Annotated in this window: 20 protein-coding genes; 11 read left to right on the top strand and 9 right to left on the bottom strand. The window is 64.2% G+C overall.

Annotated features, from left to right (window positions below; translation table 11 throughout):
• Window positions 1–135 precede the first annotated feature (135 nt).
• Window positions 136–963, bottom strand: coding sequence for a phosphonoacetaldehyde hydrolase (gene phnX / locus PST29_RS19765; RefSeq protein ID WP_060844130.1), 828 nt, complete (start codon window positions 961–963; stop codon window positions 136–138).
• Window positions 964–1,067: 104 nt separating this feature from the next.
• Window positions 1,068–2,177: a 2-aminoethylphosphonate--pyruvate transaminase gene (locus PST29_RS19760; RefSeq protein ID WP_060844129.1), complete on the bottom strand. Its 1,110-nt coding sequence runs from the start codon at window positions 2,175–2,177 to the stop codon at window positions 1,068–1,070.
• Between the two features lie 110 nt (window positions 2,178–2,287).
• On the opposite strand from PST29_RS19760, the gene PST29_RS19755 reads away from it, so the two are divergent.
• Both PST29_RS19755 and PST29_RS19750 read left to right on the top strand, forming a co-directional pair.
• Window positions 2,288–3,148: a LysR substrate-binding domain-containing protein gene (locus tag PST29_RS19755; protein WP_060840180.1), complete on the top strand. Its 861-nt coding sequence runs from the start codon at window positions 2,288–2,290 to the stop codon at window positions 3,146–3,148.
• A 201-nt stretch (window positions 3,149–3,349) separates the two neighbouring features.
• Entirely contained in the window at window positions 3,350–4,054 is a 705-nt protein-coding gene (locus PST29_RS19750) for a YebC/PmpR family DNA-binding transcriptional regulator (RefSeq protein ID WP_060840179.1), read from the top strand.
• Between the two features lie 68 nt (window positions 4,055–4,122).
• Here PST29_RS19750 and PST29_RS19745 read toward each other — a convergent pair whose 3' ends face one another.
• From PST29_RS19745 to zapE, 4 genes are all read right to left on the bottom strand, one after another.
• A complete protein-coding gene (locus PST29_RS19745; protein ID WP_060844128.1) occupies window positions 4,123–5,436 on the bottom strand; it encodes a leucine-rich repeat-containing protein kinase family protein in 1,314 nt (437 codons plus the stop codon).
• A gap of 97 nt (window positions 5,437–5,533) precedes the next feature.
• Window positions 5,534–5,905 carry a hypothetical protein gene (locus PST29_RS19740; protein WP_060844127.1) on the bottom strand — a complete coding sequence of 124 codons (372 nt, stop codon included), beginning with the start codon at window positions 5,903–5,905 and terminating at the stop codon, window positions 5,534–5,536.
• Entirely contained in the window at window positions 5,895–6,542 is a 648-nt protein-coding gene (locus tag PST29_RS19735) for a hypothetical protein (protein ID WP_173664418.1), read from the bottom strand. Before PST29_RS19735 ends, PST29_RS19740 begins: the two co-directional genes overlap by 11 nt.
• A complete protein-coding gene (gene zapE, locus PST29_RS19730) occupies window positions 6,529–7,647 on the bottom strand; it encodes a cell division protein ZapE (RefSeq protein ID WP_060844125.1) in 1,119 nt (372 codons plus the stop codon). Before zapE ends, PST29_RS19735 begins: the two co-directional genes overlap by 14 nt.
• Before the next feature lie 231 nt (window positions 7,648–7,878).
• On the opposite strand from zapE, the gene PST29_RS19725 reads away from it, so the two are divergent.
• The 7 genes from PST29_RS19725 (at window position 7,879) to PST29_RS19695 (ending at window position 14,431) form a co-directional block, all read left to right on the top strand.
• Entirely contained in the window at window positions 7,879–8,388 is a 510-nt protein-coding gene (locus PST29_RS19725) for a Csu type fimbrial protein (protein WP_442966368.1), read from the top strand.
• A gap of 105 nt (window positions 8,389–8,493) precedes the next feature.
• Window positions 8,494–9,033, top strand: coding sequence for a Csu type fimbrial protein (locus PST29_RS19720; protein ID WP_060840173.1), 540 nt, complete (start codon window positions 8,494–8,496; stop codon window positions 9,031–9,033).
• A gap of 19 nt (window positions 9,034–9,052) precedes the next feature.
• Window positions 9,053–9,589 (top strand): Csu type fimbrial protein, encoded by a 537-nt coding sequence (locus PST29_RS19715; RefSeq protein WP_060840172.1) that lies wholly within the window; start codon window positions 9,053–9,055, stop codon window positions 9,587–9,589.
• A 4-nt stretch (window positions 9,590–9,593) separates the two neighbouring features.
• Window positions 9,594–10,094: a Csu type fimbrial protein gene (locus tag PST29_RS19710; RefSeq protein ID WP_060844123.1), complete on the top strand. Its 501-nt coding sequence runs from the start codon at window positions 9,594–9,596 to the stop codon at window positions 10,092–10,094.
• Window positions 10,095–10,140: 46 nt separating this feature from the next.
• Window positions 10,141–10,932: a fimbrial biogenesis chaperone gene (locus PST29_RS19705; protein WP_060840170.1), complete on the top strand. Its 792-nt coding sequence runs from the start codon at window positions 10,141–10,143 to the stop codon at window positions 10,930–10,932.
• Between the two features lie 119 nt (window positions 10,933–11,051).
• The gene (locus tag PST29_RS19700; protein ID WP_060844122.1) at window positions 11,052–13,409 is read left to right on the top strand and encodes a fimbria/pilus outer membrane usher protein; all 2,358 of its coding nucleotides are present in this window, start codon (window positions 11,052–11,054) and stop codon (window positions 13,407–13,409) included.
• Window positions 13,410–13,471: 62 nt separating this feature from the next.
• Window positions 13,472–14,431 (top strand): Csu type fimbrial protein, encoded by a 960-nt coding sequence (locus PST29_RS19695; protein WP_060840168.1) that lies wholly within the window; start codon window positions 13,472–13,474, stop codon window positions 14,429–14,431.
• 136 nt (window positions 14,432–14,567) lie between these two features.
• Here the strand turns inward: PST29_RS19695 and PST29_RS19690 are convergent, their stop codons facing one another.
• On the bottom strand, window positions 14,568–15,794 hold the full coding sequence (locus tag PST29_RS19690; protein ID WP_060844121.1) for an MFS transporter: 1,227 nt from the start codon (window positions 15,792–15,794) through the stop codon (window positions 14,568–14,570).
• A gap of 103 nt (window positions 15,795–15,897) precedes the next feature.
• On the opposite strand from PST29_RS19690, the gene PST29_RS19685 reads away from it, so the two are divergent.
• A complete protein-coding gene (locus PST29_RS19685; protein ID WP_060840166.1) occupies window positions 15,898–16,344 on the top strand; it encodes a winged helix-turn-helix transcriptional regulator in 447 nt (148 codons plus the stop codon).
• 45 nt (window positions 16,345–16,389) lie between these two features.
• On the opposite strand, the gene PST29_RS19680 is transcribed toward PST29_RS19685, so the two are convergent.
• Both PST29_RS19680 and PST29_RS19675 read right to left on the bottom strand, forming a co-directional pair.
• Entirely contained in the window at window positions 16,390–17,544 is a 1,155-nt protein-coding gene (locus PST29_RS19680) for a M14 family metallopeptidase (RefSeq protein ID WP_060844120.1), read from the bottom strand.
• A gap of 489 nt (window positions 17,545–18,033) precedes the next feature.
• Window positions 18,034–18,381, bottom strand: coding sequence for a DUF6124 family protein (locus tag PST29_RS19675; protein ID WP_060844119.1), 348 nt, complete (start codon window positions 18,379–18,381; stop codon window positions 18,034–18,036).
• Between the two features lie 133 nt (window positions 18,382–18,514).
• Here PST29_RS19675 and PST29_RS19670 point away from each other — a divergent pair, with 133 nt between their 5' ends.
• Complete coding sequence (locus tag PST29_RS19670) at window positions 18,515–19,180, top strand: LexA family protein (RefSeq protein WP_060840163.1); 666 nt, start codon at window positions 18,515–18,517, stop codon at window positions 19,178–19,180.
• Window positions 19,181–19,192: the final 12 nt, after the last annotated feature.

Here is a 19,192-nt window from a genome sequence, read left to right as displayed (position 1 = left end):
TGTAATCCGCTTTCCCCGGGTTTGCCTGAGCCGCTTGTGGCTTTTGTGGCCCGTGCCAGAGCGTTGGCGCCCATAGGACCGAAAAAGAACGGCGATGCTCCTGGCACCGCCGTCCTGGCCCGCCCCAGCGCCTGATCAATGGTTCTGGGGCATTTCCCCTCGGGCCAGGCGCCGGTTGATATCGGCGATGACCTCGGGCAGGTCGGCGATGGTGTCGATCATGTAGTGCGGGCGCGAGGCCTCGAACAGCGCGTGGATGCGCTGGCGCTCGCAGGCCAGGGCGTCGCTGGACAGGGCCCGGTAGGCTTCATAGGTCAGGCCCAGGGCGTTGCCCGAGCAGATCAGGGCCACGGTCCACATGCCGGCGCGGCGGCCTTCGAGAATGCCTGGCACGGTGTCGTCGATCTTCACGCAGGCGCCGACATCGTCGATGCCCAGGGCGATCACGTTGGCCAGGGCCTGGGCCGGCCAGGGGCGGCCGTTGGGCACCTCGTCGGTGGCCACCACATGGTCGGCGACGTAGCCGTTGGTCGCGGCCAGGGCCACCACCTTGTCCATCACCTGCTTGGGGTAACCGGAGCAGGAACCGATCTTGAGGCCCTGCTCGCGCAGCGTGGCGATCACCTCCAGGGCCCCGGGGATCAGCGCCGAGTGTTCGGCGATCTTGTCGATCTGCAGCGGCATGAAACGCTCATAGATGGCGGTGACGTCGGCGTCGCTCGGGGTGCGGCCGAAGACTTGGCGATAGCGTTCGGCCACCTGCGGCAGGTCGCACAAGGTGCGGATGTGGTCCCACTTGCCCATGCCCATGGGGCCGCGGGCTTCTTCAATGGACACCTGCACATCGAACTCGGCGAAGGCTTCGACAAAGATCTGGGTCGGGGCGAAGGAGCCGAAGTCGACCACGGTGCCGGCCCAGTCGAGGATGGCGGCTTGCAGCTGGGTGGGGGTGCTGTAGTTCATGGTTGCAGTGCCTGTTGTAGGAGCGAGCGTGCTCGCGAAAAAAGGTTCGGGGATCGCGGCGCCTGATTCGCGAGCACGCTCGCTCCTCCAGGGACGCGGTGGCGTCAGAGGTCGAGGACTTGCATCTCCCGCAGGACTTCGCCGATGGCGCTCACCGCGGCCTGCATGCCGTGGCGGTCGACATGGCCGATGCAGCCCACGCGGAAGGTTTCGACCTGGGTCAGCTTGCCCGGGTAGAGGATGAATCCGTTGCGCTTGACCCGTTCGTAGAAGTCCTTGAACTGATAGCGCGGGTCTTTCGGGGCGTGGAAGGTGACGATGATCGGCGCCTGGATCGCCTCCGGCAGAAAGCTCTGCAAGCCCAGTGCGCCCATGCCCTGCAGCAGCGCCCGGCAGTTGTCGGCGTAGCGTGCATGACGCGCCGGCAGGCCGCCTTGCTCGTTGTATTGCAGCAGGGCTTCGTGCAGCGCGGCCACCACGTGGGTCGGCGGGGTGAAGCGCCACTGGCCGGTCCTGGCCATGTAGTCGTGCTGGTCGTGCAAGTCCATGGCCAGGGAGTGGGCGTTGCCGGCGGCCTGGGCCAGGGAGTGTTTGTCGGCCAGGACAAAGCCCAGGCCGGGCACCCCTTCCAGGCATTTGCCGGAGGCGGCGATCAGCGCGTCGAAGGGGAGGTGCCGGGCATCGATGGGCAGCGCTCCAAAGGAGCTCATGGCGTCGATGATCAGGCGCTTGCCGTGGTCGGCCACCACCCGGGCGATCTCCGGCAGCGGGTTGAGGATGCCGGTGCTGGTTTCGCAGTGGATCAGTGCCACGTGGCTGATGGCGCGGTCGGCCTGGAGCAGGCGCTCGACGTCGGCGGCGGTGGTGGGCTGGTCTTCGGCGGTTTCGAAGGTGCTGAAATCCCGGCCGAGCACTTCGCAGATCTTCGCCAGGCGCTTGCCGTAGGCGCCGTTGATCAGCACCAGGACCTTGCCGTCGCGGGGCACCAGGGTGCCGATGGCCGCTTCCACGGCGAACGTGCCGCTGCCCTGCAGGGGCACGCAGTGGTGGCTCTCGGCGCCGTTGACGATGGCCAGCAGTTGCCGGCACAGGCTGGCGGTCAGTTGGTTGAAGCGCTCATCCCATGAGCCCCAGTCCACCAGCATTGCCTGGCGGGTGCGGGCGGAGGTGGTCAGGGGACCGGGGGTCAGCAGGATGGGCTCGGCGACGCTCATGGGGTGTCCTCGAAAAGATGGGGGTGACGCTACGGGGACTAAATTGCAGTTTGCCTTGTCATCAATCAAATTGTTTGTTGTTATGCCAGACATCAGTGAGGCCGATAGCTATGAACCTGTTTCAACTGCGCGCATTCGACGCCGTGGCCCGTGAAGGCAGCTTCACCCGGGCGGCCGGGCGGTTGTTCATCAGCCAGCCGGCGGTGACCGGGCATATCAAGGCCCTGGAAGAGCATTACCAGATCACCCTGCTGCGGCGCACCGCGCGCAGGGTGGAACTGACTGAGGAAGGCATCAAGCTGGCGGCCATCACCCGTGCCATGTTCGGCCTGGCGGAGGAGGCCCAGGCGCTGCTTGAGGCCAACCGGCAATTGCTGACCGGGCGCCTGGAGGTGGCGGCCGACGGCCCGCACCTGGTGATGCCGATGCTGGCCAGCCTGCGGGCGCGATATCCGGGGGTGACGGTCAACCTGCGCCTGGGCAATGCCCAGGAAACCCTGGCCGCCTTGCTGTCCGAGCACGCCGACGTGGCGGTGCTGACCGAGGTTGAACCGCGCAAGGGCCTGTACCTGCAAAGCCTGGGGGAGTCGCGAGTCTGTGCCCTGGTGCCCGCAGGCCACCCCTGGCTGGCGCTGGCCGACGGCATCGCCCTCGAACAACTGGACCAGGTGATCATGGTGCTGCGCGAACCCGGTTCGATCACCCGCCGGACCTTCGATGAAGCCTGCGCGCTGGCCAAGGTCCAGCCGCGGGTGCTGCTGGAGCTGGACAGTCGCGAAGCGGTGACCGAGGCGGTGGCGGCGCAATTGGGGGTGGGCGTCGTCAGCTCGGCGGAAGTCGGCCACGACCCGCGGGTGCGAACGGTGCCGATTCGCGGCGCGGGCCTGGTCAACCGGCACATGCTCGGCTGCATCGAGCGACGACGTGACCTGCGCCTGATCCAGGCCTTTTTCGCCCTGGCTCCCGCCTGATCTGTCCCCCGCGGGTTGGCACCCGCTTGCCATGGCACAGACCCGAGTGATCGCCTGCACCGCTCAGGCCGACCGGGGCTGAGGCCGGCAGAGCGGCGGCCGGATACTGACTTTTTGGTCGATCAGGGCCTTGAGGACGTATAAACTTGCCCATCGCGTCGGCCAAATCCAACTCGACGCCATAGATCAAGAGAGTGAGTAATGGGCGCACAGTGGAAGGTTAAACACAAAGAAGCGGCAGCCAACGCCAAGGGCAAGATTTTCGGCAAGCTGGTGAAAGAGATCACCATCGCCGCACGTAACGGCGCTGACGTCGCCACCAACGCCCACCTGCGGCTGGTGGTGGAACAGGCGAAAAAGGCTTCGATGCCGCGTGAGACCCTTGAGCGTGCCATCAAGAAAGGCTCGGGCCAGCTCGGCGAGACCGTGCAGTACCACCGCGTGACCTACGAAGGTTTTGCCCCGCACCAGGTGCCGCTGATCGTTGAATGCGTGACCGACAACATCAACCGCACCGTGGCGGAAATCCGCGTGGCCTTCCGCAAGGGCCAGCTGGGCGCTTCGGGTTCGGTGTCCTGGGACTTCAACCATGTGGGCATGATCGAAGCCTCGCCGGACAGCCCGGACGCCGATCCGGAACTGGCCGCCATCGAGGCCGGTGCCCAGGATTTCGAGCCGGGGGAGGAGGGCGCGACCCTGTTCCTCACCGAGCCTGCGGATCTGGACGCGGTGCAAAAGGCCTTGCCCGAGCAGGGTTTCACCGTGTTGTCGGCCAAGCTCGGCTACCAGCCGAAGAACCCGGTCAGCGGCCTGAGCGATGAGCAGATGGCCGAAGTCGAAGCCTTCCTCGAAGGCCTGGACAACCATGACGACGTGCAGGACATGTTCGTCGGCCTGGCGGGTTAAGACCGCGATTCGCCGGCCAGCCGGCTCCTGCACACCTCTGTAGGAGCCGGCTGGCCGGCGAAGCTGTTTTAAAGCCCCGCCAATTCCTCGCTGACCCGGGCAAAATCCGGTCGCGCCAGTACCTCTGGCTGACAGCAGCGCTGCACCAGCGCCGTCAGTTTCTGCTGTTGTCCCTGGCTCAGCGAACCATCCCCACGTTCCAGCAGTTCTTCCAGCAAGATGCCGAAGGCCCGCACTTCCAGGCGTTGCAGCGCGCGGCTTTGCACGGTGTCGTCCTGGGCATGGAAGGATGCCGCGCCAAAATCCCCCAGCAGGCAGTCGCCCTGGGCATTCCACAGGGTGTTGTGGCCATACAGATCGCCATGGGTAATGCCCTGGGCGTGCAGGTGCGCACCCACCGAGGCGATGCCCCGGGCGATGCCCAGGGTCACCTCGGCGTTGAAGCAGGCGTTGTCCGGGTAGATGTCCCGGGAGCAGGAGTCCAGGCTCGGCAGCGCCGCCAGGTTGGCAAAGCGTGTGTCGATCAACTGCATCACCAGGCCGTTCTGGCCTTGGGGATGATCCTGGACCCGGCCTTCGACGCGGATCAGGTTCGGGTGCAGTCCGGCGCTGATGCAGGCGTTCATTTCGTGCAGCGGCGAGCCGTCGCTGGTCATCTCGCCCTTGTACAGCTTGACCGCCACCGCGCGTGGCGGTTGCCCGGCGGGTTGCCATTGGGCTTGGTGGATCACCCCCGAGGCGCCTTCGCCCAGGCGCTGTTGCAGGCTCAGTTCGCTCCAGGGAATGCTCGGCGTGGAGGCCAGCGCCGTGGCGTCGGCTTCCGATTCCAGCGGGTTGCCGGCGTAGGCCAGCCAGGTCAGGCGCGGCAGGGCCAGGAGGAACGGCGGCAGTTCGCTCAGTTGGTTGGCGGCGATCCGCAGCAGCTCCAGGCGATGGCACTGGCTCAGGCTTTCGGGCAGCCCGGTCAGGCGGTTACCGGAGAGCATGAGCTTTTGCAGCAGCGGGCGGTTACCCAGCTCGTGCGGCAATTCACTGATGCAGTTGTCGGTGAGGATCAGCCAGCGCAACTGCGGCGGCAGCGCGGCGGCCGGCACTCGCTCGATACGGTTGGCCTTGAAGCCGATCATGCTCAGTTGCGCGCATTGGCCGACACAGACCGGCACTTCGCGAAACTGGTTGTCCGAGCAGAACAGAATGCGCAGGCGCCTCAGGCGATGCAGGTCATCGGGCAGGCTGTCCAGGGCGTTGCCGCTGAGGTTGAGGATTTCCAGGGAGTCGGCGAGATCGAAGATCTCCCGGGGGAACTCGGTCAGTCCACAGGACAGGTCCAGGCGCTTGATTCCGGCCAGCTGGCCGGCCCGCAGTTGAGCAAGGGTATCCATGAACAGCGTCAACACTCGAATGAAGGACAAGGGCGGGGAGGATAAAGCAGATCGGCCGGTTTTGCTGCCTGGGCGGTGGGTTGTCCTGGGGCGAGGGTTACTGGGTTTCCAGCAGCCTGAAGGTCAGGGCGGCCTGCCGCTGTTGTTCCCGGTAGTCGGCAATCAGCGTGAGCTCGGTCTTCTGGCCTTTGGACCACAGCTGGCAGGCCATTCTCAGGGTGTGCGGATCGGCCTGCAGCGGGTAAATGTCCAGGGCAACCCTGCCGGTGCGGTCCGCTTGGCCGGCGATCTCACAAGGAGGCATCGACAGGTGCGCAAGCTGTTCCCCCGAGTGTTCCAGCTCTTCGGTGATCTCCTCATACATGGCCCGGCTGACACCAAACGCCGACAACCCTGCCGGGTCTCCATCCTGCAGGGCCCGCAAAAGACCAGCAGCCAGTCGATAGAGCTCATCGCGATCAAATGCCATTGTGAATCGCTCCGAGCAGCCTGCGAAATGCACCCGGTTGCCTGGCGTTGCGGGCCTCTTTGCGCATCGACTCCAGGCTGTGGTGCTCAAAGGTGTGCTTGACCGAACGCGTGGCGGCCCGGCCCAGCGGGTTGCCGGAGTCGAAGTCGCTCTCCAGGGTTGCCACCTGATAGGCGCCCTTGTGGCTCCATTGGTTGAAACGCATGACATGCCGGTCATTGAGGATCACGGCGCCTTCTTGCTTGTCGTCCGAGAAATACCAGGCCAGGTTCGGGCGGATGCCCTTGCCTTTTTGCTCCAGACGTTTGCAGTGCCTGAGCAAGGAGCCAAGGCGCACGCCGCGAACAATGCTGAAGCCGCTGCCTAGCCGTTGCTGGTTGAAGAAGTAGCACTTGAGGATCACTTCCTGCGCCCGTCGGTGGTAAACCGTCGTATGGCTTTTTTCGTAGAAGTGAAAGTCCGCCGGATCGCCGATCAGTTCATAGCCCTTTGCCGCGAGCTCGTCGGCAGAGAACGCCTCCAGGCCGAACAACGGCGGATGTTCGAGTGTTGAGTCGTTCAGGTGCCGCTCTAAGAGCGCGAAAAAGGTGATGGGCAACATTTTCCTACCTATCGGTGGCGGTTCAGCCCAGTGCATGTTCGGGACCGATTTCCCGCAGTTGCCCGAGACGGCTGCGGGTGCGGGCCAGGTCGATGGCATGGCCGCCCAGACTGTCGCGCAGGGGGCGCTGGCCGATCAGCAGCAGGCGTTTGTCCTGGTCGTAGAGCACGTCGATCAGGTTGATGAAGCGCTGCTGGGCGGCGATCGAGCATTCTCCCAGTTCGGGCAGTTCGTCGATGATCCAGGTATCGAAGCGGCGGCTCAGTTCCAGGTAGTCCATGACGGCCGTGGGCTGTTCGCACAGATCGTTGAATTCAAAACGGATGCTGCGCTGCTGGATCTGGCGCACGGTCAATTGTCGCGCGCCCACGCTCAGTGGCTGCGCCGGGGCGTGGCGTTCCGGCAGTTCCAGGGCCTGGCGCTGGGCCGGGGTGCCGGGCCACACATAGCATCCCTGGGTGAAGACCTGCTGCTCGTGGGTCCTGGCCTGGCTGCGGTAGTCGTGGGGGCCGCCGACTTCCATGACGTGCATGCGCTGCTGGATCAGCTCGATCACCGGCTTGAAACGGGCGTGGTACAGCGGATTGGGCAGCAGGCCTTCGGGCGCGTAGTTGGACGTGACCAGCAGGGTGATGCCGCGTTTGAACAAGGCCTTGAACAGCCGGGTGATGAGCATGGCATCGCCGATGTCGTGGACATGGAACTCATCGAAACACAGCACCCGGCACTCTTTGAGCAGCTCGTCCAGGGTGGTCTCCAGGGCATCGGCCTGTTGCTGGTGGCGGAACATGCCCTGGTGCAGTTGAGCGAAGAAGTCATGGAAGTGCAGGCGCTGTTTTTCCGCGATGGGCAGGGCGCGGAAGAAGCCGTCCAGCAGCCAGCTCTTGCCTCGGCCGACGGCGCCGTACAGGTACAGGCTCTGGGCCTTGCCGGGGAAGTGCGCCAGGCCTTCGGCCTGCTGGGCCATGCAGTCGATCACCCGCAGCTGGCTGTGGCTCAGGGTGTAGCCCAGGTCCTGGGCCCTGTGGCGAAAGTAGTCGCGGATGACCGCACCGGCAGCGCTCTGACGGTGCGCGGGCCTGGCGAACAGGCGACGCCAGGGAGAGCGGGTCGATGCAGGTTTTGGCGGTAGAGCGGCCAAGAGCGGTTACCTCGATGATTCCGGGCCGCTCACCTTAAAAGCGGCGCGACAATTTAACCAATAGGAAACCTGTCGACCAGCGATCTCTAAAGAGCATCGCTTGGATGCGAGGGGCGGATGGACCGGAGTCCGGCCAATTAATACGCAAACTGGCGGTTTCCCTGCTGCTTGCTAACCTGATTGCAGCAAATGCTTCTCACAAGGATTGAGGCCTTGAATGGATACCAGGGGATGGCAGTCATGAGCGCGTTGCTCTGCGCGACGGCAGGGGCCGCGGATCTGCAGGTGCAGGTCCGGGTCGATGTGCTGCGTGGCTGCCAGTTGCTGGGGCAACAGCGCGAGGCCGGTATCGAACAGCTCGGCACCCTGGATTTCGGCAGCAGCGCGCGTTTGGATGACGCCGAGGGGCCCTTGACCGCTGCGCTGCCCAGTGGCCGCCGGCCGCGGCTGGAGTGCAATCCCGATACGCCCTATCAACTGCGCGTCGATGGCGGCCTGCATGGCGGCATCGGCGACGTGCGTTATCTGGCCAGCAACCGCTGGCCGGGCAAACCCATTCCTTATCGTCTGTACCAGGACCCGGCCCGGCGCATACCCTTGCCGGTGAATGTCCCGGTCAGCGGCCGCGTGCCGGATTCCGGCAGCGTGGATCTGCCCCTCTACGGGCGCATCGAGCCCCTGGCCGAGATACCCCGGGCCGGAGGCTATTCCGATCTATTGAAGGTGACCCTGAGCTGGTGAAGGCAGGGCCATGACGACTGCTGCGGGGGATCCCGGGCAGAACAGGGAAAGCCGTCGACGATGGACGGCTCGGGTGGGAGTCCTGATGGAACCGGGATGGCAGCAATGAAGGGCAGGAACTGGACGATCATCGCCTTGGGTTCGCTGTGCCTGCTGGCCGATGACGCCCAGGCGGCGATCAGCGGACAGATTCAGGCGCGCCTGGTGATCCTGGCCAGTTGCCAGGTGAGCAGTGCCGGCAGCGATCCCGTTGCCGCGCCTGTCAGCGACCTGGGCCTGCTCGATTTCGGCCGGCAAGGTCCGACCTGGGTCAACCCGATCAAGGCCAGCCTGACCGACAGCGCCGAAGGTCGCTTGCAGGTGGCCTGCAATCCCTCGGTCACCGGGTTCACCGTGACCATCAATGGCGGCCTCAATGGCGACGGCACGACCCGGCGCCTGAGCAACGGGCGCCAGACCATTCCCTATCGATTGTTCGTCGATGCATCCGGTAGCGACAGCTACAGCATCGGTCAGCAGCGCAATTTCGCAGTGAGCAGCGGCAGGCGGATTCCCATTCCGGTGTTCGGCTCGGTGGTCGCGAATACCCGCGCGGTTCCGGCAGGGGTCTACACCGACACCCTGACCATCACGCTGGATTGGTAACCATGAGAGGACGTACATCATGCACGCGCTTGTATCGAGAATCGGCTGGCCCTTGCTGGGGCTGGTCATGGCCTCAACGGTCAACGCCGCCACCACGGTCACCGGGCAGATCAGTTCGACCCTGATCCTCACCAGCAGCTGCCAGGTCAACGGCGTCGGCGGCAGCACCGGCCTGAACTTCGGCGCCTTGAACTTCGGCACCACCAACAGCCTGTTCACCACGGCCACCGGCCAGGTGCTGGGCGGGGGTGGCGGGGCGCTGTCGATTCTCTGCTCCAGCGGCACCACCCCAAGCCTGACCATCCAGGGCGGCAGCAATGACGGCAAGTCCAGCGGCGGCACCCGGGCGCTGTTCGACGGCGTGGCCAACTACGTGCCTTACGACCTGTACACCGACTCCGGGCACTCGCAGATCGTGGCGATCAATGGGGTGATCAACCTGGCACCGAGCACCGGGGTGGCGCAGACCGTCAACCTCTACGGCCAGGCAGTGGGCAAGGCCGGGCTGCCGGCCGGCACCTACACCGATACGGTGTCCGTGCAACTGACCTTCTGATGCCATGGCCCGCCCCGGATGTGCGCTGCTGGCCCTGATCTGTGCCGGTGCCTGGCCGGCGTGGACCAGTGCCGCCACCAGCCAGAGCTTCCAGGTCAGCGCCACCATCACCGCCGGCTGCCTGGTGGTGGGCGGTGTCAGCAACTACGGCAGTCTGGCGTTCGGCAGCCAGTCGGCGTTGTCCACCAGCACGGTCAGGGTGGCGCTGAGCGCTGGCGTGCAGTTGCAGTGCACCCCGGGGGTGACCCTGAACATGACGGTGGACGGCGGCCAGTACAACAGCAGCGGGCGGCACATGCGGATCAGCAGCGGCAGTTCCCTGGTCGCCTATGAGCTGTTCCGCGATGCGGGGTACAGCCAGAGCCTGGGGATCGGCCAGAGCGTGGCCGTGGCGTATAGCGATGCCAATAACATCAGCCTGCCGATCTACGGGCAGGTGCAGTTGCCGGGCAATCAGCCTGGGGGAACGTACAGCGACGTGCTGCAGGTGCAGCTGTCGTGGTGAAGGGGCGAATCGACCATCAGCCGGCAGGCGGACAAGGAGTAGCAGTATGCATTTACTTTTGCGGGGCCTGCAGGCCACCCGTTACTTGACACTGGCCGGGCTGCTGTCCGGTGTGCCCGCGGTACAGGCCGCCAGCTCGGTGCTGATCTGGCCGATCGATCCGGTGCTGGAGGCGGATCAGCAGGCCAGCGCCCTATGGCTGGAAAACCGCGGCACCGAGACTGCCAACCTGCAGATCCGGGTCTTTGCCTGGAGTCAGAGCGGCTTTGCCGATCAGTACCAGAATCAGCGCGAGGTCATCGGCAGCCCGCCGCTGGCGAAGATCGAGCCCGGGCAGAAGCAACTGGTGCGCCTGACCCGCACCCGCGACGTACCGCCGGGGCAGGAGCTGGCGTATCGGATCATCATCGACGAGATTCCCTCGGCCCAACCCATCACCCCCCAGGACGGTGCCAAGAGCGCTGCGGCGATTCGTTTCCAGATGCGCTACTCGGTGCCGCTGTTCGCCTATGGCGCAGGACTCTGGAGCAAGGAAGACACCACCCGCCAGCGCGATCCCAAGGGCGCCGGCGTACCCGACCTGAGCTGGCGCAAGGTGGCGGTGGACGGCAAGACGTTCCTCGAATTGCGCAATCAGGGCGCGGTGCATGCGCGCCTGACCGATGTCGGGTTCAGGCAGGGGACACAGACCCGGCCGCTGGCGCCGGGCCTGCTGGGCTATGTCTTGCCCGGCGCGGTGATGCGCTGGCCGCTGACGGAGCCCCTGGCGGCCGACGCGACCCTGCAGTTGCGGATCAACGGTGCGTCGCAGGTACAGGCTCTGGCGCCTGCTCGCTGATCCACAGCCGCGGCGTGGCGCTCGGCAAGAGGGCGATCGGGCAGAGCTACGCACGGCTGTGAGCGCGATGGCGCATTCGCCTTGGGATGGAGATGTCCATAGATGGACTTGAATCCGCCATGAGCCGGGATCCGGCTCGTCGTTTCTGGCGCTTGCAAGGGCTGCTGGCCGGTCTGTGGGGCGTGATGCTGAGTGGTCCGCTCCAGGCCGGCGAGTTACCGCCGCCGCCCAGCAGCCTGGAGTCGATGGCCGATGCGCAGTTGTTTCTGGAGTTGGTGATCAATCGGATGAACACGGGCAAGGTGGTGGCGGTGGAGCAGCGCGCCGGACGACTGTTCATGCCGCTGCAGACGCTGCAGGAGGCCGGGATCAAGCTGCCGCAGGGGCTGGGCAGCGAGGTGGATCTGGAGAGCCTGCCGCAGCTGCACAGCGATTACGACAGCCAGGGCCAGCGCTTGCTGCTGGATGTGCCGCCGGACTGGCTGCCGGAGCAGTTCATCGGCAGTCGCCAGGCCTATCCGCGCACCCCGGCGCTGAGCAGTTTCGGCGCGCTGCTCAACTATGACCTGTACCTCAATGACACCGACGACGGCGGCACGTACCTGGCGGCCTGGAACGAAGTGCGGCTGTTCGACACCTGGGGCACCTTGTCCAATACCGGGCAGTACCGGCGGACCCTGTCCGGGGTTGAGAGCGCTTCGCTGAACAATGGCTATCGGCGCTACGACACCACTTGGCGTTTTTCCGATGAGGAGCGCCTGCTGACCTACGAGGCGGGTGATGTGGTGAGCAGTGCCTTGCCCTGGAGCAGTTCGGTGCGCCTGGGCGGGGTCCAGCTGTCGCGGGACTTTGCCGTGCGTCCGGACCTGGTGACCTATCCCTTGCCGCAGTTTGCCGGGGAAGCGGCGGTGCCGTCCTCGCTGGACCTGTTCATCAACGGCTACAAGGCCAGCAGCAGCGAGTTGCAACCCGGTCCCTATACCCTGACCAACATTCCCTTCATCAACGGCGCGGGAGAGGCGGTGGTGGTGACCACCGATGCCCTGGGACGGCAGGTGTCGACCACGGTGCCGTTCTACGTCACCAGCACCTTGCTGCACCAGGGCCTGACGGATTTCTCGCTGGCCGCAGGCAACCTGCGTCGCGACTACAGCTTGCGTGATTTCGGCTATGGCCCGGGCGTCGCTTCCGGCAGCCTGCGCCATGGCCTGAGCGACAGCCTGACCCTTGAGGCCCATGCCGAAGCCGCGGACTCCCTGACGCTGGGCGGATTGGGCGGCAACCTGCGCCTGGGGCAGTTCGGCGTGCTCAATACCGCGCTCAGCCAGAGCCGCTTCGACGGCAGTAGCGGCCAGCAGTTCAGCTTCGGCTACCAGTACAACAACCAGCGTTTCAGCCTGGCCTACCAGCGCATGCAGCGTCGCGACCAGTACGCCGACCTGAGTCTGCTCGACAGCCCCTACACCCGCCTCAGCCAGCGCAGCGAGCAACTGACCCTGAGCCTCAATCTGGAGCGTTACGGCAGCCTGGGGGCCGGTTATTTCGATGTGCTGGCCGCCGATTCGAGCCGCACCCGCTTGCTCAATCTGACCTGGAGCAAACCGCTGTGGCACAACAGCAGTTTCTACCTGTCGGCCAACCGGGAAATCGGCGACAGCCAGTGGGCCATGCAGGCACAACTGGTGATTCCCTTCGATCTGCACGGCAGCCTGAGCCTGAGCAACGAGCGCAGCAAGACCGGGGAAAACCGCCAGCGGGTCAATTTCAGTCGCTCGGTGCCGCTTGACGGCGGTGTTGGTTACAACCTGGGGTATGCCACCGGCGACGGCGCCGACTATCGGCAGGCGGATGCCACCTGGCGCCTGCAGTCGGTGCGCCTGCAAGCCGGGGTCTATGGCACCCGCGAAGCCGAGACTCGCTGGGCCGATGCCAGTGGTTCGCTGGTGTGGATGGACCGTCAGGTGTTCGCCGCCAACCAGATCGACGACGCCTTCGTGGTGGTCAGTACCGGCGGCTACCCGGACATACCGGTGCGCTATGAAAACCAGTTGGTGGGCCGGACCGACGCCAGCGGCCACCTGCTGGTGCCCTGGAGCAGCGCCTACTACCGGGGCAAGTACGAGATCGATCCGCTGAACCTGCCGGCCAACGTGCAGAGTCCGAATGTCGAGCAGCGGGTGGCGGTACGCCGGGGCAGCGGCTATCTGCTGGAATTTCCCCTGGCCCGGGTGATCGCCGCCAGCGTGGTACTGGTGGATGCCCAGCAACGGGAGTTGCCTCTGGGGAGCAGCGTGACGCACCAGCCGAGCGGGGCCCGGGCGGTGGTCGGCTGGGATGGGCTGGTGTATCTGGAGAACCTTGCGCAACACAACAGCCTGGAAGTCGGCCTGGCCGATGGCCAGCGCTGTCATGCGCAGTTCGACATGGATCTGCAACAGCAGCAGGTGCCGCTGATCGGCCCGCTGGTCTGTCAGTAACGGCAGGATCAAGGCGCAAGGGAGGGCGAGGCGTGGGCAGATTCAAGGGCTGGCGACAGGCAATGGCGGGACTCTTGGCCAGCATGCTGGCGCTGTCGGCCCAGGCGCTGTGCACCACGGTCAGTACCGCGCCGGCGGGGTTCGGCACGCTCAGCTCGATCCTGGTGCGCACCACTTCGCAGCCGGCCTCCACCACCAATGCCGGCCTGAGCTGCACCGGCTCGCTGCTGAGCCTGCTGGCCAGCAGCGACCACTTCTACGCCACCATCACGTCCACCACCAGCGGCCTGGTCGGCCCCACCGGCGATGTCATCGGCTACACCCTGTACGCCAACAACAGCACCAGCTACCCGATCACTCGGGGGGTGCAGTTCGACTTTGCCCGCAACTCGATCATCGATCTGCTGGGGCTGCTGGGCAGCCCGACCGTGGCCAAGACCGTGCCGATCTACATGGGGACCATCACCGGCAGCAACGTGGCGGCCGGGATCTACACCGAGAACCTGAGCATCTTCTGGAGCTGGAACTACTGCGCCGGGATCGGCGCCCTGGGGGCCTGCCTGGGCCGCGACATCGGCAGCGGCACCCAGGCCCTGACGGTCAACATGACGGTGTCCAACGATTGCGTGATCACCGCGCCCAACATCAGCTTCGGCAGTGCGCCGGTGGTCAGCGCCTTTGCCACGGTGACCGGGCAGACCATCAACCTGGCCTGCACCAAGGGCAGTGCCTATACCGTGGGTTTGAGCGATGGCCAGCAGCCGGTGAGCGCGGGTGGTCGGCGGCGGATGATTTCCAGTGGCAACTACCTGGCCTATGACATCTTCAAGAGTGCCGGCAACACTCGCTGGGGCAGTGTCGGCGGTGCCCGGCGCTCCAGTACCGATGCCGAGGTCAACCCGGGCAACGGCCTGGGCACCGGCAGCCAGATCTTCAACTACAACGCCCGGATCTATACCGACCAGAGCACCCCGCCGGCCGGCACCTATGTCGACAACGTGGTGCTGGATGTGGGGTTCTAGAAACCGTCGCGCCACTGATTTCGCCGTCCGTCCGAGGCACTGTTGCTCGGTCTTGCCCGGGCCGGCCGCGCCATGCTGACGAGCTGGTGCAAAGCAGCCGCGGGGCTGAAGGGGAAAGCACGTTCGGACGAACCCGCTATGGGCGCGCCGAGCGGGCATCGGGCGCCGTGGCCGGGTGTTGTCCGGGGTTCAGGCTCCACAGCCAGTAGAGCAGTGCCACGCCGTTGATGGCCGCGCCCAGCAGGCACACTCCGGTCCAGCCGGCCCAGGCATAGGTGGCGGTGGCGGCGATGGAGCCGCCGGCGCTGCCGGCCGAGTAGAACAGCATGTAACCGGCCGCCAGGCGGCTCTGGGCATGGGGCCGCACGCTGTAGATCAGGCTCTGGCTGGTGACGTGTACCGCCTGTAGGCCCAGGTCGAAGGTGATCACCCCCAGGAGCAGGGCCCACAGGGAGGATTGGGTCAAGGCCAGGGGCAACCAGGACAGCAGCATCAGCGCCAGTGCCAGGCCGCTGGTCCATTGCGCCAACCCGCGATCCGCCAGGTGCCCGGCCCGTGCCGCGCCCAGGGCGCCTGCGGCGCCGGCCAGGCCAAACAGGCCGATCTGGGTGTGTGACAGCGACAGCGGTGGGGCGCTCAGGGGCAGCACCAGTGGGGTCCATAGCACCGTGCCGGCAGCGAAGATCAGCATGGCCAGGACCGCCCGGTCGCGCAGGACCTTTTCCTCCTTGAACAACAGCAACAGGGAGCCGAGCAGTTGCCCGTAGCGTTGCACCGTGGGTGGCTGTTCCGCGGTCGGCAGCACTTTCCACAAGGCCAGGGCCACCAGCAGGGTCAGTCCGGCCGAGAGCAGGTACACCGAGCGCCAGCCCGCCAGATCGGCCATGGTCCCGGCCACGGTGCGGGCCAGGAGAATGCCCACCACGATGCCGCTGGTGACCATGCCCACCACCCGTCCGCGCTGAGCGACCGGCGTCAGGTGGGCGGCATAGGCCACCAGCACCTGGGTCACGACCGCCAGCAGGCCGGTGCAGGTCATGCCCAGCAACAGCCAGGCACTGTTGGGGGCCAAGGCCACCGTCGACAGGGCCAGGACCGATAGCAGGGTCTGGCTGACGATCAAGCGCCGGCGATTGAGCAGGTCGCCCAGGGGCACCAGCAACAGCAGGCCCAGGCCGTAACCCACCTGAGTCAGGGTGATGACGATGCCCACCGTGGCCGGCGCCAGGTCGAAGGCCTGGGCCATGGCGTCCAGCAGCGGTTGGGCGTAGTACACGTTGCCCACCGCCAGCCCGCAGGCCACGGCGAACAACAGCACCACCTTGGCTGAAAGTGGCGAAGGGGTTGAGGATTCAGATGACATGGCGGACTCCGTATATGGTTTTGTTATGAAACCAGTTGTACGGTAGTGATCGTGGTTTTATATTGCAACCACTTTTCCGCTGCCCGTTTGGAGAACTCCCAGCATGGTCAAACGTACTAGCCTGCAAGATGCCGAGTGCCCGGTGGCTCGTTCATTGGACGCCATTGGTGACTGGTGGTCGTTACTGATCGTGCGTGATGCCTTTGACGGCATCCGCCGTTTTGGCGAGTTCCAGCGCAATCTGGGCATGGCCAAGAACATTCTCGCCACGCGCCTGCGGACCTTGGTGGAACATGGGGTGCTGGCGGTTGTGCCGGCCTCCGATGGCAGTGCCTATCAGGAGTACGTGCTGACGGAGAAGGGCAGGGGGCTGTTTCCTCTGATCATCGGTTTGCGCCAATGGGGCGAGGCGTTTTTCTACAAGGAAGGCGAGGCGCATTCGCGAATGGTCGACCGGGAAACCGGGCAACCGCTGCCGGCTCTGGAACTGCGTACGGCGGATGGGCGCTTGCTGGGGCCCGACGATTGCCTGCGGGTGCCGGCGTCGTGAGCGCATGACGACTGCGGGAGCGCTTCCCGCAGTCGTCGGGATGGCCTAGCGCAGGCTGTCTACCAGATCGGCGAGGGTACTCAATACATCCTTGCCCAGTTGCATGGAGCGCTTGCCCGACCAGCCGGTTACCGGGTTGGGGGCATCGTCGTGATCCTTGAAGGGCATCTCCAGGGTCAATGACAGGCAGTCGTATTTTTCCCCGACGGCGTTGCAGGCCAGGGTCATGTTGGCCGCTCCGGGATTGTCCCGGGCGTAACCGTGGGTGGTCTGGAAATCCCGGGTCTGGTGCTTCAGGTGGCTGCGGAACTGCTCTTCGAGTGCCGCCAGGCGTGGTGTGTAGCCCGGGTTGCCTTCGCAGCCGGCGGTGAACACGTAGGGAATCTCTTCATCGCCGTGCACATCGAGGAACAGGTCGACGCCGTACTTTTCCATCTGCTGCTGGACGAACAGCACTTCGGGGCTGAGCTCCTGACTGGCGTTCTGCCAGGCGCGATTCAGGTCCTGGCCCTTGGCGTTGGTCCGCAGGTGGCCATGGAACGCGCCATCCGGGTTCATGTTCGGCACCAGGTACAGGTCGGCCTTGGCCAGCAGTGCATTAAGTTGCGGGTCGTCCCGATGCTGCAGGCGCTCGATCGCCCCCTCCATGAACCACTCGGCCATATGCTCGCCGGGGTGCTGCTGGGCGATGATCCACAGCTTGCGCCGGCCTTGCTCGCCGCTGCCCTTGCGCAGCAGCTGGATATCCCGGCCCTCGACGCTTTTGCCCACCGCCAGCAATTGGGCCCCTGCCTTGCTCAAGGCCTGGTCGATCAGCCAGTCGTGGCGCCCGCGGCTGTAGGGTTCGAAATAGGCGAACCAGGCGTGGGTCTGGGTGGCTTCCAGATTGAAGCGCAGCGCGTCGCCTTCGAAGATCGTCGGTACGCGAAACCAGTTCACATGGTCATAGGAGGCGACAGCCTGGTAGCCGGTCCAGGCCTTGTTGTAGGAGGACTGGCTGGCATTGGTCAGGCGGAACCAGTGTTCCTGGCCGACATGCAGGCCGCTGACCTTGAAGTGAAACCACTGGAAATGCGGGCTCTGGGTATCCGGGCGGATGGCCAGCAGGGCCTGCAGTGGATTGCTGATGTCCAGCACCTTGATGTTGCCACTGTCGAAATCGGCAGTGATTTGAAACGAAGCGTGATTGCCCACGGTCATGTTCGGCTCCTGTACAGGATTGTTATGACCGTCACTCTACACACTGGAGAGGGTAATAGAAGGGGGGCGTCGTCCTTGACGCCGAAGCAGCTTAGTGGCTATGCGATTGATTCTCAAGCGCTACTTTTTTCTTTACCCGGAGCATGGCGCCAGGTGCTGACTTGCAAAAGGACATTCTTTTGCTATCATCGCGGCCATTATTTTTAGCAGCACCCACGTCTTCATTAGCCTGAAGCCAAGCCAGAAAAACTGGCAAAAAAAAGACCCGGCAAAAAGCCGGGTCAAAAACCGTGATTAGCCTGATGAGGAGATAATCCAAAGGTCCGACCTAAGGTCCTTTGGATTATCGACCGATCTCGCGATCAGTTGCCTGCAATAATAATCATTATCATTTGCAAGTCAAATGATTTTCTTCGTGTCCCGGTAAATAATCCTCCCCTTTTGCCTTGCCCTCTTGTCCACCCTCCTGTGGGGAAGGGCGCATGCCTCCTAGCTTGACCCACAACGCTGGCACTCCAGGCACTTGTCCACCAGGGCCTTGGCCAGGTCGATCATGTGCACCACCGAAAACGCCAGGTCACGGTTGGCGCCTTGCAGATGGTTGGCTGCGTCATACGCGGTGGCCGCTGCGCAGCGCAATAGATCGGATGCATGGATCATGGCTTCCTCACTGCTCAGGCTGCGCCTGATCTCGAAAAACTTTTCCTCCTTGCTTGGTCCGGTAATGGCGGGTTTCAAGTAGTAGTCCATCGCTCGTCGTGCCGCATCGCTATCCTTGAGCGCGTTCAATGTGGCCTCTGTATCGAATTCCTGCACATCCTTGCTGCTTGTGTTCATGAAGTGTTCTGCCCTGATTGAGATTAGGAGAGAGGGGTAGGAACGATGTTAATACGTATTGTAATTGTGACGAGATTTCAAATACTACAACTTGTGTGTTGAGGCGGGAAATACACAACGTATTGTTCGGCCCATGGACAAATGGATCGAGTTGGTTAAAGCCAACATGAAAGGCCGCAAGGTCACACAGGAAAAACTCGCCGAGCGTCTGGGCATGTCTCAAGGTGGTATCGGTCATTGGCTGAGCAAGCGTCGCCAGCCGAAAATCGAAGACATGAATCGGGTGCTTGAAGAGATCGGCATGGGCTTTCTTGAAGTTGCCCTGGTGGTCCGCGAGAAACCCATGCTCGGCGATGATGGCGAACCCTTGGTGGACGAGCCGTCCTTGCAGCACAAGTACAACCCGTATTTCCGTTATCCGGTCAGTGACTGGCGGGTGGTCGGAGAAGTCCGGGAAAGTGGCCAGTCGGCCTATGTCCCCGAGCGTTATGAGCTTTCCGATTATCAGGCGCAGGGGGCAGCCTTCTGGCTGGTGGTGGTCGGTGACGCGATGATCGCGCCAAGCGGTCTGAGCATCAGCCAGGGCATGCTGATCCTGGTGGATCCGGCCGTTGCTGCCGAGCCTGGGAAGTTGCTGGTCGTGCAGTGTCCGGGGAATGACGAGGCGATCTTCCGCAAGTTGGTACAAGAGGGCGGTCAGCGTTATCTGGTACCACTCAATCCCACTTATCCGAAGATGCTCTACAGCGATGAGTGCCGGGTTATTGGTGTAGTCGTACAAGCAACTGCGAAGTTTTAACTTCGTTAAAGA

Source organism: Pseudomonas sp. St29, assembly GCF_001547915.1.
Taxonomy (GTDB): Bacteria; Pseudomonadota; Gammaproteobacteria; order Pseudomonadales; family Pseudomonadaceae; genus Aquipseudomonas.
The sequence above is the reverse complement of the archived record's forward strand: the minus strand, read 5'-3'. Positions and strand labels throughout refer to the sequence as shown.